Origin of the sequence: Actinomadura violacea (genome assembly GCF_017573465.1) — a bacterium.
Lineage (GTDB): Bacteria > Actinomycetota > Actinomycetes > Streptosporangiales > Streptosporangiaceae > Spirillospora > Spirillospora violacea.
The window spans coordinates 132811-152551 of sequence record NZ_JAGEPF010000016.1 but is presented as its reverse complement, the minus strand read 5'-3'; the positions used below and the strand labels follow the sequence as shown (position 1 = coordinate 152551).

Here is a 19741-nt window from a genome sequence, read left to right as displayed (position 1 = left end):
CCCTTGTACCGTCCGGTCGGTATGGCGCAGGATAACGAGATGGGAACCCTCGCCGTCCGAGGCCGGAGGGCCTCGGGTCGCGCCCCCACCAGGCAGGCATCGGTGCGCCGATGACACCATACCGACCAGTTGGTATGCAATAGCCGATTCCCATTGCCATTCTCGGTTCGCGGCATTACTTTTGCGGCACGACGCGGAGCGGTGTGAGCTTCGCCACCCTGCGAAGGACCGGCCGATGACGACCACCGACCCCGGGACCACCCGCGACCGGGCGCGCGGACGCATCGGCACCGCGGCACTCGCCATCGCCGGCGGCACCCGCTGCGGGCCGTCCGGCACGGTGCGGGCGGACGGCCGCGAACGCGCCGCCGGCCCGCACCCTTTCCAGGAGGACCGGTACTCGGGGGAGACCAGCGCCCGGAGGAGTCCCTGACATGTCCGTTTCATCGTCCACCAACGACGGCGTCGCGCCCGGCGCCGACGCGCCCCCCGGCCTCGCGGCACGGCTGTGGCGGCGGGACCTGCCGCACTACCCGGAGACGGGACGCCGCTACCTCTACCTGGGCATCGTGGTGATCACCACGATCGTCCTGTACTACCTGCTCTACATCCAGTACGCGGTGGCGACCTCCATCATGGAGCACTACCGCATGACGTTCGGCTACTTCATCATGCTGTCGGTCATCGGCAACGCGATCGGCGCGTTCGCGTCGCTGTTCGCGGGGCTAGCCGACCGCTGGGGGCGCGCGAACCTGGTCGTGTACGGCCTGCTGGTCGCGGGCGTGATCGTGCTCGTGCTGCCGCACTCGCCGAGCAAGCTCGTGTACCTGGTGCTGTTCGCGGTGCTCAGCCTCATCGAGGGCATCGTGCTCGTCGCCACCCCCGCGCTGATCCGCGACTTCTCCCCGCAGCTCGGCCGCGCCACCGCCATGGGCTACTGGACGATGGGCCCGGTCATCGGCAGCCTCGTGGTCACCACCGTGACCAGCGCGACGCTCGACAGCTCCAGCTGGCAGGACGAGCTGACCTTCTCGGGCGTCGCGGCGCTCGTGGTGTTCGTCATCGCGCTGTTCGGGCTGCGCGAGCTGTCCCCCGCGCTGCGCGACCAGGTCATGGTGTCCATGCGCGACCGCGTGCTGATCGAGGCGCGGGCCCGCGGCATCGACCCGGAGGCGCAGCTGAAGGGCAGCTGGCGGCAGATGATGCGGCTGGACGTCATCGGCTCGGCGTTCGCGATCAGCGTCTACCTGCTGCTGTACTACGCGGCGGTCGGCAACTTCGTCGTCTACTTCTCCGCGACGTTCGGCTACAGCGAGCAGCGCACCAACTCGCTCGGCAACTGGTACTGGGCGGCGAACGCGATCGCGCTGGTCCTCGCGGGCCTGCTCTCCGACCGGCTGCGGGTCCGCAAGCCGCTGATGCTGGTCGGCGGCATCGGCTCGGTGGTCTGCACCGCGATCTTCGCCTCGTGGGCGACGGAGCCGAAGACCGGCTACCACGACTTCGCCTGGCTGTTCGTCGGGATCGGGATCTTCGGCGGGCTGGCGTACGCGCCGTGGATGGCGGGCTTCACCGAGACCGTGGAGAAGCACAACCCGGCGGCGACCGCGACCGGGCTGGCCGTGTGGGGCTGGATCCTGCGGATCGTCGTGGCGTGCTCGGCGCTGTTCGTGCCGATGGTGGTCAACTCGGTGACGCCGATCGTCGAGCACGGCACCGAGGTGAAGACCGCGTCCGTGCAGGCGAAGGAGGCCCTGGCGATCACGGCCGCGCATCCGCAGATCTTCGCCGAGCTCGGCAAGTACCCGGCCGGGCAGGCGCCGCCGACGCTGCAGGCGCAGGCGGCCAAGGAGGTCGGCGTCGCCGGCCTGCAGACGGTCGCGAAGGCGCAGCCGCAGCTGAAGATCCTCAAGGAGCACGGCGCCGAGGTGCAGAAGGCCGCCAAGGACGGGCCCGGCCAGTGGCAGACCTGGTGGTACGTGGCGCTCGGCGGCCAGGTCGTGTTCATCCCGTTCATCTTCATCATGAGCGGACGCTGGAGCCCGCGGAAGGCGCGTGAGGACGCCGAGGCGCACCAGAAGGCGATCGACGCGGAGATGGCCGCGCTCACCTGACCCGCGGGTGCGGCGCCGGGACGCCCGGCGCCGCACCGCCCCTCACCGCACGAGCCGATCCGCCGGCCGGGACGTCCCGGCCGGTGGATCGCCGCTTTCCGACGGCCCACAGGAAACCTAGCCAGGCAAACCTATAGGCGCTTTATAGAAGCAAGTGATATAAACCGGGACATGGATGCGCCGTCCCCGCTCGACGAGCTGGAGCTGGCGGCCGGCCTCGGCCGCCTCTACTCGCTGATGCGCTCGCTGTCGCTGCCCCGCGACCTGTCCATGACGACGGTGTCGACGCTCGCCACGCTCGAACGCCGCGGCCCCTGCCGGGTGACGGAGCTGGCCGGGCTCGAGGGCGTCACCCAGCCCGCGATGACCCAGGTGGTGTCCCGGCTGGAGCGCCAGGGCCTCGCCGAGCGCCGCGCGCTGCCCGGCGACCGCCGCGTCGTCGCGGTGCACCTCACCGCCGCCGGCCGCGACGACCTGGCGCGGCGGCGGGCGGGGCAGGCGAAACGGCTGGCCGGGCTGCTGGCCGGGCTGCCCGCATCCGACCGGGCGGCGATCGCCGCGGCCCTGCCGGCCCTGGACCGGCTGGCCGGCGCCGCCGCCGGCGTCCCCTCACCCCCTGCTTCCGGAGAGTGCGCATGAGTCAGCCGTCCGCGGGCGCGCAGAGCCCCTTCAAGCAGCCGAAGGCCGTGTGGGCCGTCGCGTTCGCGTGCGTGGTGTCGTTCATGGGCATCGGCCTGGTCGACCCGATCCTGCCCGCGATCTCCTCGGACCTGCACGCCTCGCCGAGCCAGGTCACCCTGCTGTTCACCAGCTACCTGGTGGTCACGGCCGTCGCGATGCTGGTGACCGGGTTCGTCTCCAGCCGGATCGGCGCCAAGCGCACGCTCATCGCCGGGCTCGCCCTCATCGTGGTGTTCAGCGCGCTCGCCGGGACGTCCGGCAGCATCTCGGGCATCATCGGCTTCCGGGCCGGCTGGGGCCTCGGGAACGCGCTGTTCATCGCGACGTCCCTGGCCGTCATCGTCGCGTCCGCGAGCGGCGGGCTCGGCGGCGCGATCATCGCCTACGAGTCCGCGCTCGGCCTCGGCATCGCCGTCGGGCCGCTGCTCGGCGGGCTGCTCGGCGCCGTCAGCTGGCGCGGCCCGTTCTACGGCGTCGCGGTGCTGATGGCGATCGCGCTGATCGCCACGGTCGTGCTGGTGCGGCCGCAGCCGAAACCGGCGCGCAAGACCTCGATCGCCGACCCGATCAAGGCGCTGCGGCACCGCGGCCTGCTCGTGATGAGCCTGACCGCGCTCTGCTACAACTGGGGCTTCTTCACCGTCCTCGGCTACGCGCCGTTCCCGATGCACCTGAGCGCGATGCGGCTCGGCCTGGTGTTCACCGGCTGGGGGCTGCTCGTCGCGGTGTTCGCGGTGTTCGGCGCCCCGTGGCTGCAGCGGCGGCTCGGCCTCGCCCGCACCCTGTACTTCAACCTGGCGCTGTTCGCGGTGGACGTGGCGGTCATCGCGATCTTCGTGAACTCGCAGGCGACGCTGATCGTCGCGGTGATCGTCGCGGGCGTGTTCATCGGGGTGAACAACACGGTGACGACGCAGGCCGTGATGATGGTGGCACCGGTGGAGCGCCCGGTCGCGTCCGCCGCGTACGGGTTCGTCCGGTTCATCGGCGGCGGCCTCGCCCCGTTCGCGGCGGGCAAGATGGCCGAGCACGCCAACATCCACGTCCCGTTCGCCGTCGGCGCCGGCGCGATCGCGCTCGGGATCGGCGTGCTCGCGATCGGGCACCGCGACCTCTCGCGCGCGGAGCGCGAGCAGGCCGAGGTCGACGCGCAGGCGGCCGGCGGGGCCCGGGACGCGGAGGTCACCGAGGCCGCGGAGGCCGGTTCCGGATCCGGCTCGTAGCACTCCGTCACGCTGTCCCCGGGCGCACAAAAGACCGCGATCTTTTGTGCGCCCGGGTGCGTAGCCGGACGGCCCGGCGGCGGGGTTGGATCACCCCATGAAGATCGCCGTGCGGGCGGCGATGATCGTGGCGGCCCTGCTCGCCGCGTTCATCGCCCACCCCCTGCCCGCCGGAGCGGCACAGAACGCTCCAGGAACCACCGAGCACACCATCGCCATGGGCGACTGGAACCGCCCCTACCTGCTGCACGTGCCGCCGGACCGCCGGCCCGGCGAGCGGCTCCCGCTGATCGTCGCGCTGCACGGCGGGCTGAACGACGCCGCGTACGTGGAGAACCAGAGCGGCCTCGACAAGATCGCCGACAAGGACCGCTACATCGTCGCCTACCCCGACGGGCTGCTCGGGACCTGGAACGCGGGCGCCTGCTGCTGGTTCGCCCGCTGGGCCGGCGTCGACGACGTCGGGTTCCTCGACAAGCTGATCGGCACCCTGGTGAAGCAGGGCGTCGCCGACGGCCGCCGGGTCTTCATGACCGGGTTCTCCAACGGCGGCGGGATGGCCTACCGGTACGCGTGCGAGCGGGCCGACAAGATCGCCGGGATAGCCGTGGTGTCGGGCGCGCTCGCCATCGGCTGCACACCGAAGCGCCCGGTGTCCGTGCTGGCCTTCCACGGGACATGGGATCCGTCCGTCCCCTACGACGGGGGCGGGAACATGGACGCCGACGTGCACTTCCCGTTCATCGGCGTGCAGTTACTGATGGAGTTCTGGAGATGGGTGGACAAACTGCCCGCCTTGTCGTGGCCCGTGCCGGACGGCCCTGAGGGCTGCGTGGGCACCGGGCCGGGAGCCGTCGAGGTCGCGCTGTGCACCAAGCAGCAGGGCGGCCACGAATGGCCGGACTACGCGAGCAAGCTGATCGGCGAGTTCTTCGCGGGCCGCCCGTCGCTGCCGAAACCGGTGGCCTGACCCGGCGGCCGGCCGCTCCGGGCGGGATCGAGGGCGGGCCCACCCCCGGGCCCGCCCTCGGGTCATGGATCACCCGCGCCGCGCGTCACGCGGTGAGGCTCCGCGGACGCAGGTCCGTCCAGTTCTCGGTGATGTAGGCCAGGCATTCGGGCCGGGTGCCCGGGCCGAACGCCGTCGTCCAGCCGGACGGGACGCTGGCGAACTCCGGCCACAGCGAGTGCTGCCCCTCGGCGTTGACCAGGACGAGGAAGGTGCCGTCCGGGTCGTCGAACGGGTTGGTCATCACGCCTCCTGCGGGACGCTCGCGAGGCGCGCCGAGCGCCGCGCGATGGACTGGACGATCTCTCCGGTGCGCACCGCCGTCATCGACAGCAGCGACGAGGCGATGCCGTGGCTGTGCTCGGTGCCCCCCTGCAGGTAGACGCCCCACTCGCGGCCGGGCTCGGTGGCGATGCGGTAGTCGCGCTCCATGACCGGGCGGCCGTCCGGGCGGGTCCGGCACCGGGATCCGGCCTCGCCGAGCAGGTCGAACGGGTCGCGCTCGCGGTAGCCGGTGGCGTAGACGACGGCGTCGGCGTCGAGGTCCGCCGTCTCGCCGGTGGGCAGGAACGCGACCCGCACCCGCACTCCGCCGTCCCGCTCGCGGACGTCGAGGACGCGGGAGGCGTTGAGGATCCGCAGCCGTTCGGCGCCGGCGACCTTCTCGGCGTACGCGCGCCGGTACAGCTCGTCGATGAGGTCGAGGTCCACGACGGAGTAGTTGGTGTTGCGGGAGTAGCCGAACAACATCTCCTTCACCTCGTCCGGCGCCGCGTAGTAGTGGTCGACGGCGGCGGGGTCGAAGATCCGGTTGGCGAACGCGCTGTCGTCGGCGGGCGAGTAGCCGTAGCGGGAGAAGACCGCGCAGACCTCCGCCGAAGGGTGGCGGCGGTGCAGGTACTCGACGGCCTCGGCGGCGCTCTGCCCGGCGCCGACCACGACGAGCCGGCGCGGCTCCCAGCCGGGCCGCGCGTCCAGCCGGGTCAGCAGCTCCTCGGTGTGCCAGATCCGCTCCCCCTGCCGGACGCCGGCGGGCAGCACAGGGTCGAGGCCCGCGCCGATCACGACGTTGCGGGCGAGGTGGGTCTCCAGCTCGTCGTCGCGGCGGACGACGACCTCCAGCGTCGACGCGTCGTGCTCGCGCAGCGCGACGACCTCCGCCCCGTACCGGACCCGTCCGGCGAACGCGGCGGCGGCCCATTCGAGGTAGTCGTGGAACTCGACCCGCGTCGGGAACATCGTCTTGTGGTTGACGAAGTCGACGAGGCGGCCCTTGGCGTGCAGGTAGGACAGGAACGAGTAGGGGCTGGCGGGGTTGCGCAGCGTCGCCAGGTCCTTGAGGAAGTGGACCTGCATCGTGGCGCCGTCGATGAGCATGCCGCGGTGCCAGCCGAACGCGGTCTGCTTCTCGAAGAACACGGCGTCCGCCGACGGGTGCGCCTCCTCCAGCGCGACGGCCAGGGCGAGGTTGGACGGGCCGAACCCGATGCCGACGACGTCGCGGACGGGCGGGTGCGGCTCCTGCGCCGTCAGATCGTCCGGCATCAGGCCGCCTTCGCCGTGGCCGCCGCCTTGGCGATCTGCGGGACGACCTGGTCGACGACGTACGGGACCGACAGGGCGGTCGGGGTCCGCAGCGGCCAGAACGACTTCAGGTCGAGGCGGACGTAGGAGCCGCGCTTGACGACCGGAAGGCCCGAGAACAGCTTGTTCTCCTCGAACTTCTTCTGCGTCGCGGGGTCGTCGTTGTAGTGGCTGAGCAGGACGTCGGTGTCGAGGACCGGCAGCTTCTCCATGCTCAGCTCGGCGGCGAACCCGTCGCCGGGCAGCTTGCTCAGCTTGTCGGGCAGCACCATGCCGAACTGCTCGAACAGTTTCACGCTGGTGTCGTCCTTCGACTTCATCACGCCGATGTTGCCGCTGGGGAACACGCTGGTCAGCGCGAAGCCCTTGCCCTGGAGCTCGGGGTGGGCGGTCTTCACCGACGCGATCTTCGCTTCGGCCGCGGCGACGACCTTCTCGCCGTCCGCGGAGCGGCCGACGGCCTTGGCGACCTGCCGGGTGATCTGCTGCCAGGAGTCCTCGGCGGGCCCGGTCTGGTAGGCGACGGTCGGCGCGAGCTTGGAGAGCTTGCCGTACTCCTTGTCGATGGTGAAGTCGCCGCCGGCGAGGATCAGGTCGGGCCGCAGCGCGGCGATCTTCTCCAGGTCGAAGCCGGAGTCGCCGGCCGTGAGCAGCGCGGGCTTGTCGCCGGTCACCTTCGGGGCGCTCCAGGGGGCGAGGCCGTCCTTCTGGATCCCGGTGAGCTCGACCATCCCGACCGGCTGGACGCCGAGCGCGAGCAGCGCGTCCTGGTCGACCTCGCCGAGCGCGACGATCCGCTTCGGCGCGGACTCGACGGTGGCGCTGCCGAGCTTGCCGGTGATCGTGACCGGGAACGATCCGGCCGCGCCGCCGGAGGATGCCTTGGCGGGCTCGTCGTCGCCGCCGCACGCCGCGGTCAGGGCGAGACCGAGGACGAGCGCGCCGGTGGCGGCCAGACGCCGCGTCAGTGTGCGCATGAGGGCCGGTGTCCTTCCAGGTGTTCCAGGGGGTGTCGGGGAGCGATCTTAGGTTAGCCTTACCTAACTAATCAATGATCTGCGGGGTATGACCCGCCTCACCCCTCGCCGCGGGCGCCGTCGTCCAGCCGGGCCAGCAGGCCCGCGACGGTCGGCGCCGCCATCAGCGCCGCGATCCGCACCCCGGCGCAGCCGGGCTCGCGGCGGATCCGCCGCACCAGCCGCATCGCGAGCAGCGAGTGGCCGCCGAGGTCGAAGAAGTCGTCGTCCGGGCCCACCTCCGGCACGCCCAGCTCCTCGGCGAAGATGCGGCACAGCACCGCCTCCCGGTCGTCCCCGCGCCGCACCCCGGCGGGCGCGGGCGGAGCGCCCGCCTCCGTGACGGCGCGGGCCGTGAGCACGGCGGGCAGCGCGCCGACGGGCGTCCCGGGATCGTCCGCGACGGTCTCCAGCAGCGCGACCAGTCCTGCGGCCATCGTCTCCACCGTCTCCCGGTCGAACAGGTCGGCGGAGTAGTCGACGATCAGCTGGAGGCCGCCGCCGCGCTCCCGGAAGATGAAGTCCAGGTCGAACTTCGCGGCCGACGGCCCGAACGACGCCGCCGCCTGCTCCAGGCCGGGGAACCGCACCTCGCCGGGGTCCTGGTTCTCGTAGCCGACCATCACCTGGAACAGCGGGTTGCGTCCCGGCACGCGCCTCGGGCGCAGCGCCTCCACGACCGCCTCGAACGGCAGGTCCTGGTTGGCCAGGCCCGCGAGCCCGGCCTCCCGGACGCGGCTGAGCAGCTCCGCGAACGTCGGCTCCCCCGACACGTCGGCACGCAGCACGAGCGTGTTGACGAAGAAGCCGACCAGGTCCGCGGCGGCCTCCTCGGTGCGTCCCGCGACCGGGCTCCCGAGCGGGACGTCGTCGCCCGCGCCCATCCGGTGCAGCAGCGCCGCGACGGCCGCCTGGCAGACCATGAACACGCTGGCGCCCGCGTCGCGGGCGACCCCGCGCAGCCGGCCGGTCAGTCCCGGCGGCAGGTCCGCGGCGAGGGTCCCGCCGCGCTGCCCCGCCGTGCCGGGCCTCGGCCGGTCGGCCGGCAGCGCGATCTCCTCCGGCGCTCCGGCGAGGGCCCGCACCCAGTGGGCGAGCTGCCGCGCGTGGACGCTGCCCGGGTCGAGCGGGTCGCCGAGCAGCTCGGCCTGCCACAGCGTGTGGTCGGTGTACTGGACGGGCGGCGCCTCCCATGCGGGCGGCGTCCCGTCCAGCCGCGCGGCGTACGCCTCGGCGACGTCCCGCGCGAACGGGCCGAACGACCATTCGTCGAACGCGATGTGGTGGAAGACCGCGAGGAGGAGGTGCTCCCGCTCCCCCTCCGGGAACACCGCGACGCGCAGCGGGATGTCGCGCGCCAGGTCGAACGGCCGGGCGATGACCTCCTCGGGCGCGCACGTCGCGACCTCCAGGACGGGACGGGCGTCGTCCGGGTCGAGGATCCGCTGGTAGGGGGTGCCGTCGTGCTCGGCGAAGACCGTCCGCAGCGCCTCGTGCCGGGCGGTGACGTCACCGATCGCCGCTTCGAGCGCGGCGAGGTCGAGGTCGCCGCGCAGCCGGACGGCGAGCGGCAGATGGTAGGCGTCGCGCGGCCCGTCGTCCTCGCGAAGGATCTGGTCGAGCAGCCACAGGCGGCGCTGCGCAGGCGACAGCGGGACGCGCTCGGGACGCTTGCGCGGCGTGAGCGCGGGACGCGGCGCCTCGTCCCCGTCGCCGCCCAGCCGTCCGGCCAGCTCCGCGACGGTCGGCGCCTCGAACAGGTCGCGGATCGCCAGCCGCGCGCCGAGCGCCGCGCGCGCCCGGCCGACGAGCCGCGTCGCGAGCAGCGAGTGCCCGCCGAGGTCGGAGAAGTCGTCGTCGACGCCCACGCCCGGCGCGTCCAGCACCTCGGCGAACAGCGTGCACAGCACCCGCTCGACCGGCGTGCGCGGCGGCCGGCCCCCGGCACGGCGCGCCCCGTCCCGGCCCGGATCGGGCAGGGCCCGGCGGTCGAGCTTGCCGTTCACCGTGAGCGGGAGCACGTCCAGCGTCACGATCGCACTCGGCACCATGTAGCCGGGCAGCCGCCGCTTCAGGCTCTCCCGGACGCGCGCGCCCAGCACGCCGTGATCGCGCGCCGCGACCGGATCGTTGGCGTACGCCGACGGCGCCCGGCCTGGCTCGGCCGGAAGGTGCGCCGCTCCCCCGCCGAAGACGGCGTCGTAGCACCCGGCCTGCGCGGACGGCGTGAGCACCGCGTCCGGGAACAGCGCGTAGAGCGCCTCCGTCTCGACGCCCTCGGGTGCGGCGGCGAGCGCCTCGCGCGCCTCGTCCGACGATCCGCCGTCGCGCAGCACCCGCAGCGCCGCCGCCTCCGCAGACAGCCGCGGGTCGGGAATCCCCCGCACCCGCACCGGCCCGCCACCCGACGCCGCCGCGAGGTCGTCCAGCGCGGTCCAGTCCACGACCGGTGTGTCGGGGACGGGCGGGACGTCGGGGCCCGGCTTCCAGAGGACGACGTCGTAGCGGTGCCGGGTCAGCTCGTTGTGGTGCACGCCGCGCTTGGTGAGGACGTCCACGCGGGCGGGACCGTCGAGGGCGGTGAAGAAGGCCGGGTCGAGGAGGAGTTCCTTCTCCATCCGGACGGCGCGTTCGACGGCGCGGAGGTCGGTGTCGCCGCGTCCGAGCCGGATGGCGGCGTGGAGGTGGTGGATCGTCCGCAGGTCGCGGACGTCGCCGAGGAAGAGCTTCCCGCCGGGTGCGAGGAGGCGCATCGCCTTGGCGACGACGTCTTCCAGGTAGGCGGCGCCCGGGAAGTACTGCGCGACGGAGTTGATCACGACCGTGTCGAAGCGGCCTTCGGGCAGGCCGGAAGTGTCGTGCGCGGGGCGGTGGCTCAGCCGGACGGGCGAGTCCGGGCCGAGGTCGGCGCGGAGCTTGGCGATGACGGGCTCGGAGAAGTCCGTCCCCCAGTACTCCTCGCACTCCGGGGCGAGCCGGGTGAGCAGCAGGCCGGCGCCGACGCCGATCTCCAGGACGCGGCGGGGCCGCAGCGCGCGGATGCGCTCGACGGTCGTGTCCCGCCATTCGCGCATGTCGTCGACCGGGATCGGCGCGCCGTCGTAGCTGCTGTCCCAGCCCGCGAACTCCTCGTGGTGGACGACCGTGCCGACCTCGGTGTACTCGGCGTCGTAGATCTGCCGCCATTCGGCGAGCTGCTCGTCGGCGGCGCCGTCGCGCGACCCGTCCGGCACGACGTAGCCGATGATCCGCTTCACGCCGGGCACGCCGGTGGCCGCGGCGACGACGGCGGCCTGCCCGACGCCGGGCTCGGCGGCGAGCGCGGTCTCGATCTCGCCCAGCTCGATGCGGTAGCCGCGGATCTTCACCTGGTCGTCGGTGCGGCCGAGGAAGTCGATGTTGCCGTCCTCGCGGACGCGCACGAGGTCGCCCGTCCGGTACATGCGGCCGCCGGTGAACGGGTCGGCGACGAAGCGCTCGGCGGTCAGGTCGGCGCGGCCGAGGTAGCCGCGGGCCAGGCCGGCGCCCGCGATGTACAGCTCGCCGGGCGCGCCCGGCGGGACGGGCCGCAGCCATGCGTCGAGGATGTGGGCCCGGGTGTTCCAGATCGGCTTGCCGACCGTGGGCGTGGCGCTGTCCTCGGTGCCGCCGCCGAGCGTGTTGATCGTGTACTCGGTGGGCCCGTACAGGTTGTAGCCGAGGACGCCGTCGGCGCCGGCGAGCCGGTCCCAGACGGACGCGGGGACGGCCTCGCCGCCGAGCAGGACGAGCGGCGGCCGGTGCCCGCCGTCGAGGAGTCCCTCGTCGAGGAGCTGCTGCGCGTAGGTGGGCGTCACGTTGATGACGTCGACGCGGTGTTCGCGCAGGTAGGCGGTGAGCGCTTCGGCGTCGCGGCGCAGGTCCTCGTCGCAGACGTGGACCTCGTGGCCCTCGATGAGCCACAGCAGCTCCTCCCACGACATGTCGAAGGAGAACGACACGGTGTGCGCGATCCGGAGCCGGCGGCCCGCGGACCGCACCACCGGGTCGAAGATGTTGGCGCGGTGGTTGAACTGCATGTTCGTCAGTCCCCGGTACGGGGTGACGACGCCCTTGGGGCGGCCTGTGGAGCCCGATGTGTAGATCACGTAGGCGGGGTGGTCGAGGCGGCCCGGGGTGCCGGGTGCGAAGCCGGGCAGCTCGGCGGGTCCGAGGTCGGTGCCGGGCAGGGCGGCGAGCGTCCGGGCGGTGCCAGAGTCGTCCAAGGCGAGGACGGGGCCGGCGAACGTGAGGCCGCCGGCGATGCCACGGTGCGAGACGAGCACCGCCGGAGACGCGTCCGCGATCATGTAGTCGAGCCGGTCGGCCGGCAGGTCGAGTTCGAGCGGCAGGTAGGCGGCGCCGGTGCGCAGGACGGCGAACAGCGCGACGACCATCTCCGCGGAGCGCGGCAGGGCGAGCGCGACGACCCGTTCCGGGCCCGCGCCGTTCGCGAGCAGGAGGCGTGCGAGCCGGTTGACCTGGGCGTTCAGCTCGCCGTAGGTGAGGCGGACGTCCGGCAGCGACACCAGCGCGGTGTCGTCGGGCTGCTCGGCGGCGCGTTCGGCGAGGAGTTCGGCGACGGTCTGCTCGGGAACCGGATGCCACGCCTCGTCCCGGTCGCGGCGAAGCCTCTCGTGCTCCTCGGGGACGAGCAGGTCGAGGCGGTGGCACGGCGCGTCGGGGGCGTCGGCGATCTGCCGGAGCACCCGCACGTACCGGTCGGTGACGCGTTCGGCCTCGGCCTCGGTGAACGCGTCGCCCCGGTACATGACGCGGAGCGCGACGCCCGGGTCGACGACCATGGTGATCGGGTAGTGGGTGGCGTCGCGGACCTCGCGTCCGGTGACGCGCAGCGCGCCGTCCGGCCCGAAGCCCCGGTCGGTGGGCATGCCGGGGAAGTTCTGGAAGACGAAAAGCGTGTCGAAGAGGGTGCCGAGGCCGGTGGCGCGCTGGACGTCGGCGAGCGCGACGTAGGAGTGGTCGAACAACTCCGACTGCGCGGCCTGGACGCGTTCGAGCACGGCGGTCACCGGGTCGGCGGCCCCGGCCCGCACGCGGATCGGGACGGTGTTGAACAGCAGCCCGACCATGGACTCGACGCCGTCCACGTCCGGGTGGCGGCCGGAGACGGACGCGCCGAACACGACGTCGTCGCGGCCGGTCATCCCCATCAGCGTCAGGCCCCACGCCGTCTCGAAGAGGGTGCCGGGGGTGACGCCGTGGTCGCGGGCGACCGCGTCGAGGCGGCCGGCGAGCCCGGCGGGCAGCGCGCGGTGCACCTCGCCGGCCGTGGCGAGGTCGGCGGGACGGTCGGCGAGGCCGGGGCGGACGAGCGCCGGCTCGTCGAACCCGTCGAGGGCGCGGCGCCAGGCGTCCACGGCGGCGTCGCGGTCCTGCCGGCCGATCCAGTCCAGGTACGCGCGGAACGGCGGGACGGGGCGGGCGGCCTCGGCGGCGGCGTCGGTGTAGGCGTTCAGCAGCGAGGTGACGAGCAGGCCGCCGGACCAGCCGTCCAGCAGGATCAGCTCGGACGTCAGGACGAGGCGGTGGTCGTGCTCGCCGAGGCTCGCGAGCGCGAACCGGATCAGCGGCGGCGCGGCCGGGTCGAACGGCTCGGCGCGCTGGGCGTCGACGAACGCGTCGAGCCCGTCCTGCCCGGACACGTCGGCGTGCGTCCAGGGCGTCTCCCAGGCGTCGGGGACGAACTGGACGGAGCGGTCGCCGTCGGTGCGGAACCCGGCGCGCAGGTTGGGGAACTTCGCCAGGACGGCGTGCGCCGCGTCCGCCATCCGGGCCGGGTCGACGGGCCCGGACAGCGACACCACGGCCTGCTGCACGTAGATGTCGCGGCCTTCGCCCGCCATCATCAGGTGGAAGAGCAGGCCCTCCTGGAGCGGCGACAGCGGCAGCTCGCCGGCGGCCTCGCTCTCGACCACCGCCTCGGGCGCCGATGTGCCGGCGGCCTGCGCGAGGGCCTCGACGGTCCGGAGCCGGAACACGTCGCGGACGGTGAACGACAGCCCGGCGCGGCGGGCGCGGGCGACGAGCAGGGCCGCGCCGATGCTGTCGCCGCCGGAGCGGAAGAAGTCGTCGTCGGCGCCGACCGCGTCGCGGCCGAGGACGGCGGCGGCGAGGCGCGCGAGGACGCGCTCGGCCTCCGTCGCGGGCGCGCGCCCGGCGGCGGGCCGTCCCGGTTCGGGCAGCGCCCGCCGGTCGACCTTGCCGTTCGGGTTGAGCGGCAGCTCGTCGAGCACGAGCAGTTCGGCGGGGACGAGGTGGGCGGGCAGCGTCGCGCGGAGCCGGTCGAGCACCGCGCCGGCCTCGGCGCCGCCGGTGACGTAGCCGATCAGCCGGGACCCGTGCACGGCGACGGCGGCGCGGCGGACGCCGTCCTGCGCGGCCAGGGCCGCCTCGACCTCGCCGGGCTCGATCCGGAACCCGCGCAGCGAGATCTGGTCGTCGGCGCGGCCGAGGAAGTCCAGGCCGCCGTCGCGGCGGCGCCGCACCCGGTCGCCGGTCCGGTAGAGGCGGGAGCCGGGCGGGCCGAACGGGTTCGCGACGAACCGCTCGGCGGTGCGGGCCGGGTCGCCGAGGTAGCCGCGCGCGAGGCCGTCGCCCGCGAGGTACAGCTCGCCGGCGGGCACCTCGCGGAGCGCGGCGTCCAGGACGTACGCGCGGGTGTTGGCGATCGGGGCCAGTCCCCCGCCCTCCGCGACCAGGCTGTCCCCGGCGGCCTCCGAACAGCCGTAGAGGTCGACGAGGCGGGCGGGGACCTTCGCGGCGAGCGCGGCGGGCAGCGCCTCGCCGCTGCTGATCCAGGTGGTGACGGACGGCGGCAGGCCGCGCTCCACGAGCGCGGCGAGCAGGCTCGGGACGAGCGTGACCGTCCGCACGCCGTGCCGTTCGACGAGGTCGCCGAGCGCGACGGCGTCGGCCGCGGTGGCGTCGTCGGCGATCACGACGGTGTCGCCCGCGACGAGGCCGCCGAGCAGCTCGGTCGTGCCGTCGATGAACGCGGGCGGGCTCTTGGCGACGCGGACGCCGGGCTCGGCGAGATCGGCGCCCCAAGCGAGCCGGTTGGCGAGGGCCTCCTGCGTCCCGGCGACGGTCTTGGGCGTCCCGGTCGAGCCCGACGTGAAGATGACGTAGGCGAGATGGCCGGGCCGGACGTCCGGACGGGCCCGGCGCGGCGCGTCGAGGGGCGGCTCGTCGCGCCCGAGGACGAGCAGCGGCCGGGCGGCGTCCAGCATCGCCTCGACCCGCGCGCGCGGGTACGCGAGGTCGATCGGCAGGTAGGCGGCGCCGGTCTTCAGGACGGCCAGCAGCGCGACCGCGAACGCGTCGGAGCGCGGCAGGGCGATGCCGACGACGCGTTCGGGTCCCGCGCCGGCCGCCGCGAGCCGGTCGGCGAGGGCCTCGGCTCGGCGGTCCAGTTCGGCGTAGGTGATCGCGGTGCCGCCGAACACCAGGGCGGTCGCGTCCGGGGTGCGGGCGGCCTGCGCCTCGACGAGCGCGGCGACGGTCCGGACGGGCAGGTCGCGGGCCGTGTCCGGATGCTCGACGGGCGCGCCGAGCGCGGACAGGCGGCGGCCGGGGTCGGCGGCGGCCTGGTCGAGGATGCGGGCGAGGTCGCCGAGGAGGCCCTCGACCGTGGCGGCGTCGAAGAGGTCCTCGGCGAACGCGGCGAACCCCTCGATCTCGTCCGCGCCGTCGCCGCCGGCCGGGCCTTCGGCGAAGTACAGGTCGAGGTCGAACTTGACGCCACCGGTCGCGGGCAGGAACGGCTCGGCGCGCACGCCCGGCAGCGCGAGCCGGACGTCGTCCAGCCGCTGGTGGACCATCATCACCTGGAACAGCGGGTTGCGCGCGAGCGACCGCTCCGGCGCGAGGCGCTCCACCACCCGCTCGAACGGGACGCCGGCGTGCGAGAACGCGGCGAGGTCGGCGGCGCGGACCCGCTCCAGCAGCTCGGTGAACGCGGGGTCGCCGGACAGGTCGGTGCGCAGGACGAGCGGGTTGACGAACACGCCGACGAGCCCGGCGAGGTCCTCGTCGGCGCGCGCGGCGATGGGCGTGCCGAGCGCGACGTCGTCGCCCGCGCCGGACCGCTGGAGGAGCGCGGCGACGGCGGCGTGCAGGACCATGAACACGCTGGTGCCGGTCGCGCGGGCGAGCCGCCGCGCGCCGGCGGCCGGGAGCCGGAACGGGACGAGCCCGCCGCGGTGGCTCGGCTCGGCCGGACGCGGCCGGTCGAACGGCAGCACGGTCTCCTGCGGCAGCCCGGACAGCGTCCGCTCCCAGTGGCCGAGCCCGTCGGCGAGGTCGGCGGAGGTCTCGCGCTCCCAGGCGGCGTAGTCGGCGTACTGGACGGGCAGCGGCTCCCAGCCGGGCGCCTCCCCGGCGCGGCGGGCCTCGTAGGCGCGGGCGAGGTCGGCGAGCAGCGGCGTGAACGACCACTCGTCGGCGGCGGCGTGGTGCAGGAGCAGGGTCAGCGACCACTCCTCGTCGCCGGTGCGGACGAGCGTGGCGCGGACGGGCAGGTCGGCGGCGATGTCGAAGACGTGCGACGCGGCGTCCCGCTCGATGGCGGCGCGGCGCTCCGGGCTCTCGGCGCGGGCGTCGAGGGCGGTGAAGTCCACCGGCGTACCGGGGGCCAGGATCCGCTGGACGGGCAGGCCGTCGTCGTCCTCGACCAGCAGCGTCCGCAGCGCCTCGTGCCGGTCGACGACATCGGTGAAAGCGGCGCTCAGCGCGGCGGCGTCGAGGGCGCCGGTGAGGCGGAGGCCGAACGGCAGGGCGTAGGACGCCGACGGCCCGCGCAGCCGCTCCTCCAGCCACATGCCGCGCTGCGCCGCCGACGCGGGCACGGTCCGCGGCCGTTCCACGTCGCGGACACGGACGCCGTGCCGCGCCACCAGGCGAGGGGCGAGCGCGGCGACGGTCGGCGCCTCGAAGACGTCGGCGATGGAGAACTCCGCGTCCAGGACGGTCCGGACGCGGGCGGCGAGCTTCGCGGCGAGCAGCGAGTGGCCGCCGAGCGCGAAGAAGTCGTCGTCGACGCTGACCCGCTCGTACCCGAGCAGCTCGGCGAACAGCGCGCACAGCGCGGCCTCGCGGGCGTCGCGCGGCTCCCGGCCGTCCGCGCGCGCGCCGGGCGCGGGTAGCGCGCGGCGGTCGAGCTTTCCGTTGACGGTCATCGGCAGCGCGTCGAGGCGGACGAGGGCGCCCGGCACCATGTAGGCGGGCAGTTCGGCGGCGAGCGCGGCGCGCAGCCCGGCTTCGCCCTGCGCATCGGGGCCGGCGACGTAGTAGCCGACGAGGCGCGGCTCCCCCGGCCGGTCCTCGCGGACGACGACCGCCGCCCGCGAGACGCCGGGCAGCGCCGCGAGCGCGGCCTGCACCTCGCCCGGCTCGATCCGGAAGCCGCGGATCTTCACCTGGTCGTCGGTGCGGCCGAGGTACTCGATCGAGCCGTCCCGGTTCCAGCGGGCGAGGTCGCCGGTCCGGTACATGCGGGTTCCGGGCGGGCCGTACGGGTCGGCGACGAACCGCTCCGCCGTCAGGTCGGAGCGGCCGACGTAGCCGCGGGCGAGCTGCGCCCCCGACAGGTACAGCTCGCCGGGGATCCCGGCCGGGACGGGCCGCAGCGACGCGTCCAGGACGCGGGCCCGGGTGTTCCACAGCGGCTGTCCGATGCCGGGTTCCGGCAGGTCGGCGGCGGTCGCGTAGATGGCCGTCTCGGTCGGCCCGTACATGTTCGCGGCGCTGCGGGCGCGCGCCGTCAACTCGTCCGCGAGCGCGGCGGGCAGCGCCTCGCCGCCGGTGACGACCCGGAGGCCCTCCAGGGCTGCGGGGTCGAGCGAACCGAGCAGTGACGGCGTCGCCTGCAGGTGCGTGACGCCGCGTCCGAGCAGACGCGCCAGCGCCGCCGGGTCCCGGACGGTCTCGCGCGAGGCGAGGACGATCGTCGCGCCGGTGACCAGCGGCAGGCAGACCTCCAGCGTCGCGATGTCGAACGCGATGGTCGTCACCGCGGCCCACCGGTCGCCGGGGCCGAGCGGGTACTCGGCCCGCATCCGCGCGACGAGGTTCGCGAGCGCGCGGTGCGGGACGGCGACGCCCTTCGGGCGGCCCGTCGAACCGGACGTGTAGATGACGTACGCGAGGTCGTCGGGGTCCGGTTCGCGGACAGCGGGATCGGCCGCTTCAAGGTCGCCGTCCAAAAGGACGACGTCGGTGCCGTCCGCGAGCAGACCCGCCGTCTCCGGCGCCGCGACGGCGCAGAGCGCGCCCGCGTCCTCCAGCATGAACGCGACGCGGTCGCGCGGATGGTCCGGGTCGAGCGGCAGGTAGGCGGCGCCCGACTTCAGCACCGCGAGGACGGCCGTCACGAGGTCGGCGGTGCGCGGCAGCGCGAGCGCCACGACGGCGTCCGGCCCGGCGCCGCGAGCCCGGAGCGCACCGGCCAGCGCGGACGACCGCCGGTCCAGCTCCGCGTAGCTCAGGATCTCGCCGGACTCGGTCTCGACCGCGGGCGCGTCCGGCGTGCGGGCCGCCTGCTCGGCGAACAGCGCCACGACGCCGGGACCGGTGACGTCCCGGCCGGTGGCGTTGGGCGCGTCCAGCCGGGCCGCCTCGCCGTCGTCCATCAGCGCGAGCGCGCCGACCGGGCGGTCCGGGTCGGCGATCGCGTCGCGCAGCAGCGTCTCCAGGTGGCGGAGGAGCGCGTCGATGCGGTCGTCGTCGAACGGCTCGCGGCGGAAGGTCGCCTCGACCGTCATGCCCTGCGGCCGGACGAACGCCTCCAGCGACAGGTCGAAGTGCGTCATGCCGTTGTGGACGTGCGTCCACGACGTGGTGAGGCCGGGCAGCTCAAGCTCGCCGATCTCCTGGGCGAGGAACAGCAGCATGGTGTCGAAGAACGGCGAGCGGCCGCGCCCGCGCGCGGGCCGCAGCTCGTCGACGAGCGCGTCGTAGGGCAGTCCCTGGTGCGCGAACGCGCCGGTGACGGTCTGCCCCGTGCGGCGCAGCGCCTCGCGGAACGTCGGTGCGCCGGACAGGTCCGTCCGCATGACGAGGGTGTTGCCGAAGTTGCCGGCGAGCCGCTCGACCTCGGCGTGCTCGCGGTTCATCACCGACGACCCGACCGCCACGTCGGCGGAGCCGGTGTAGCGGTGCAGCAGGACGGAGTAGGCGGCGAGCATCACCGTGTAGGGGGTGACGTTCTCCTCCTTGGCGAGCCGGGTGAGGCCCTCGGTCACGTCGTCGCCGAAGCGGCGGGCGCGGCGGCCGCCGTGCTCGGACGCGGCGGCGGCGCGCGGCCGGTCGGCGGGCAGGTCGAGCGGCGGGGGCGGCGGGTCGAGGCGGGCGCGCCAGTAGGCGAGGTCGTCGTCGGCGAGGGGCCGCTTCTGCTCCCAGTCGGCGAAGTCGGCGTACTGCACGTCCAGCGCGGGCAGGCCGTCCGGCTCGCCGGTGACGGCGGCGCGGTACAGGGCCGACAGGTCGCGCGAGATCGAGCCCCAGGTCATGCCGTCCCAGGCGATGTGGTGGACGACCAGGACCAGCGCGTGCTCGTCGTCGCCGGTGCGCAGCAGTTCCAGCCGGACGGGCCGCTTCGCGCGCAGGTCGAACGGTGTCGCCGCGAGCTCCGCGGCGCGCGCGCCGGGGTCGGCGCAGTCGAGGGGCGGCAGGTCGAGCGAGTCGTCGCCGGTGACGATCTGGACGGCGGTGCCGCCGGGTCCGTCGGCGTAGACCGTGCGAAGGATCGCGTGGCGCCGGATGAGGCCGCGCAGCGCCTCCCGGAGGGCGGCGGCGTCGAGCGTCCCGGACATGCGGACGAGCAGGCACACGTTGTAGGCGGGGCTCGCGGGGAAGGCGCGGTGGTGCAGCCACATGCTCCGCTGCGCGTAGGACAGGGGGGCGGGCCCGGCGGACTCGCGCGGGGCGGGGCGTCCGGCGTCGGGGCCGCGCCGGTCCGCCGGAAGCCCGGCCTCCGCCATCATCCGCCGCATCAGTTCGCGTCGCTGCCGAGGGCCTCGCGCCGCCGTCGTCGTCTGCTCGTGCACGCCTCAGCTCTTTCGTCGTCGGCTTGAT

The 19741-nt window shown here is 74.4% G+C and carries 9 protein-coding genes; 5 read left to right on the top strand and 4 right to left on the bottom strand.

What is annotated here, in order from left to right:
- Positions 1-235 precede the first annotated feature (235 nt).
- The 5 genes from J4709_RS26190 (at position 236) to J4709_RS26170 (ending at position 4988) form a co-directional block, all read left to right on the top strand.
- Positions 236-433, top strand: coding sequence for a hypothetical protein (locus tag J4709_RS26190; RefSeq protein WP_208244446.1), 198 nt, complete (start codon positions 236-238; stop codon positions 431-433).
- A 1-nt stretch (position 434) separates the two neighbouring features.
- Positions 435-2114 (top strand): MFS transporter, encoded by a 1680-nt coding sequence (locus tag J4709_RS26185; protein WP_208244445.1) that lies wholly within the window; start codon positions 435-437, stop codon positions 2112-2114.
- A 171-nt stretch (positions 2115-2285) separates the two neighbouring features.
- Positions 2286-2753, top strand: coding sequence for a MarR family winged helix-turn-helix transcriptional regulator (locus J4709_RS26180; RefSeq protein WP_208244444.1), 468 nt, complete (start codon positions 2286-2288; stop codon positions 2751-2753).
- Entirely contained in the window at positions 2750-4018 is a 1269-nt protein-coding gene (locus tag J4709_RS26175) for an MFS transporter (protein WP_208244443.1), read from the top strand. Before J4709_RS26180 ends, J4709_RS26175 begins: the two co-directional genes overlap by 4 nt.
- A 97-nt stretch (positions 4019-4115) precedes the next feature.
- Positions 4116-4988, top strand: coding sequence for a CE1 family esterase (locus J4709_RS26170; protein ID WP_208244442.1), 873 nt, complete (start codon positions 4116-4118; stop codon positions 4986-4988).
- An 85-nt stretch (positions 4989-5073) separates the two neighbouring features.
- Here J4709_RS26170 and J4709_RS26165 read toward each other — a convergent pair whose 3' ends face one another.
- The 4 genes from J4709_RS26165 to J4709_RS26150 form a co-directional block, all read right to left on the bottom strand.
- Entirely contained in the window at positions 5074-5271 is a 198-nt protein-coding gene (locus J4709_RS26165) for an MbtH family protein (protein ID WP_232384078.1), read from the bottom strand.
- Complete coding sequence (locus J4709_RS26160; protein WP_208244440.1) at positions 5271-6572, bottom strand: lysine N(6)-hydroxylase/L-ornithine N(5)-oxygenase family protein; 1302 nt, start codon at positions 6570-6572, stop codon at positions 5271-5273. The genes J4709_RS26165 and J4709_RS26160 overlap by 1 nt, the downstream gene beginning before the upstream one ends.
- Complete coding sequence (locus tag J4709_RS26155; RefSeq protein WP_208244439.1) at positions 6572-7588, bottom strand: iron-siderophore ABC transporter substrate-binding protein; 1017 nt, start codon at positions 7586-7588, stop codon at positions 6572-6574. Before J4709_RS26155 ends, J4709_RS26160 begins: the two co-directional genes overlap by 1 nt.
- 98 nt (positions 7589-7686) lie before the next feature.
- Complete coding sequence (locus J4709_RS26150; RefSeq protein ID WP_208244438.1) at positions 7687-19713, bottom strand: non-ribosomal peptide synthetase; 12027 nt, start codon at positions 19711-19713, stop codon at positions 7687-7689.
- Positions 19714-19741 lie beyond the last annotated feature (28 nt).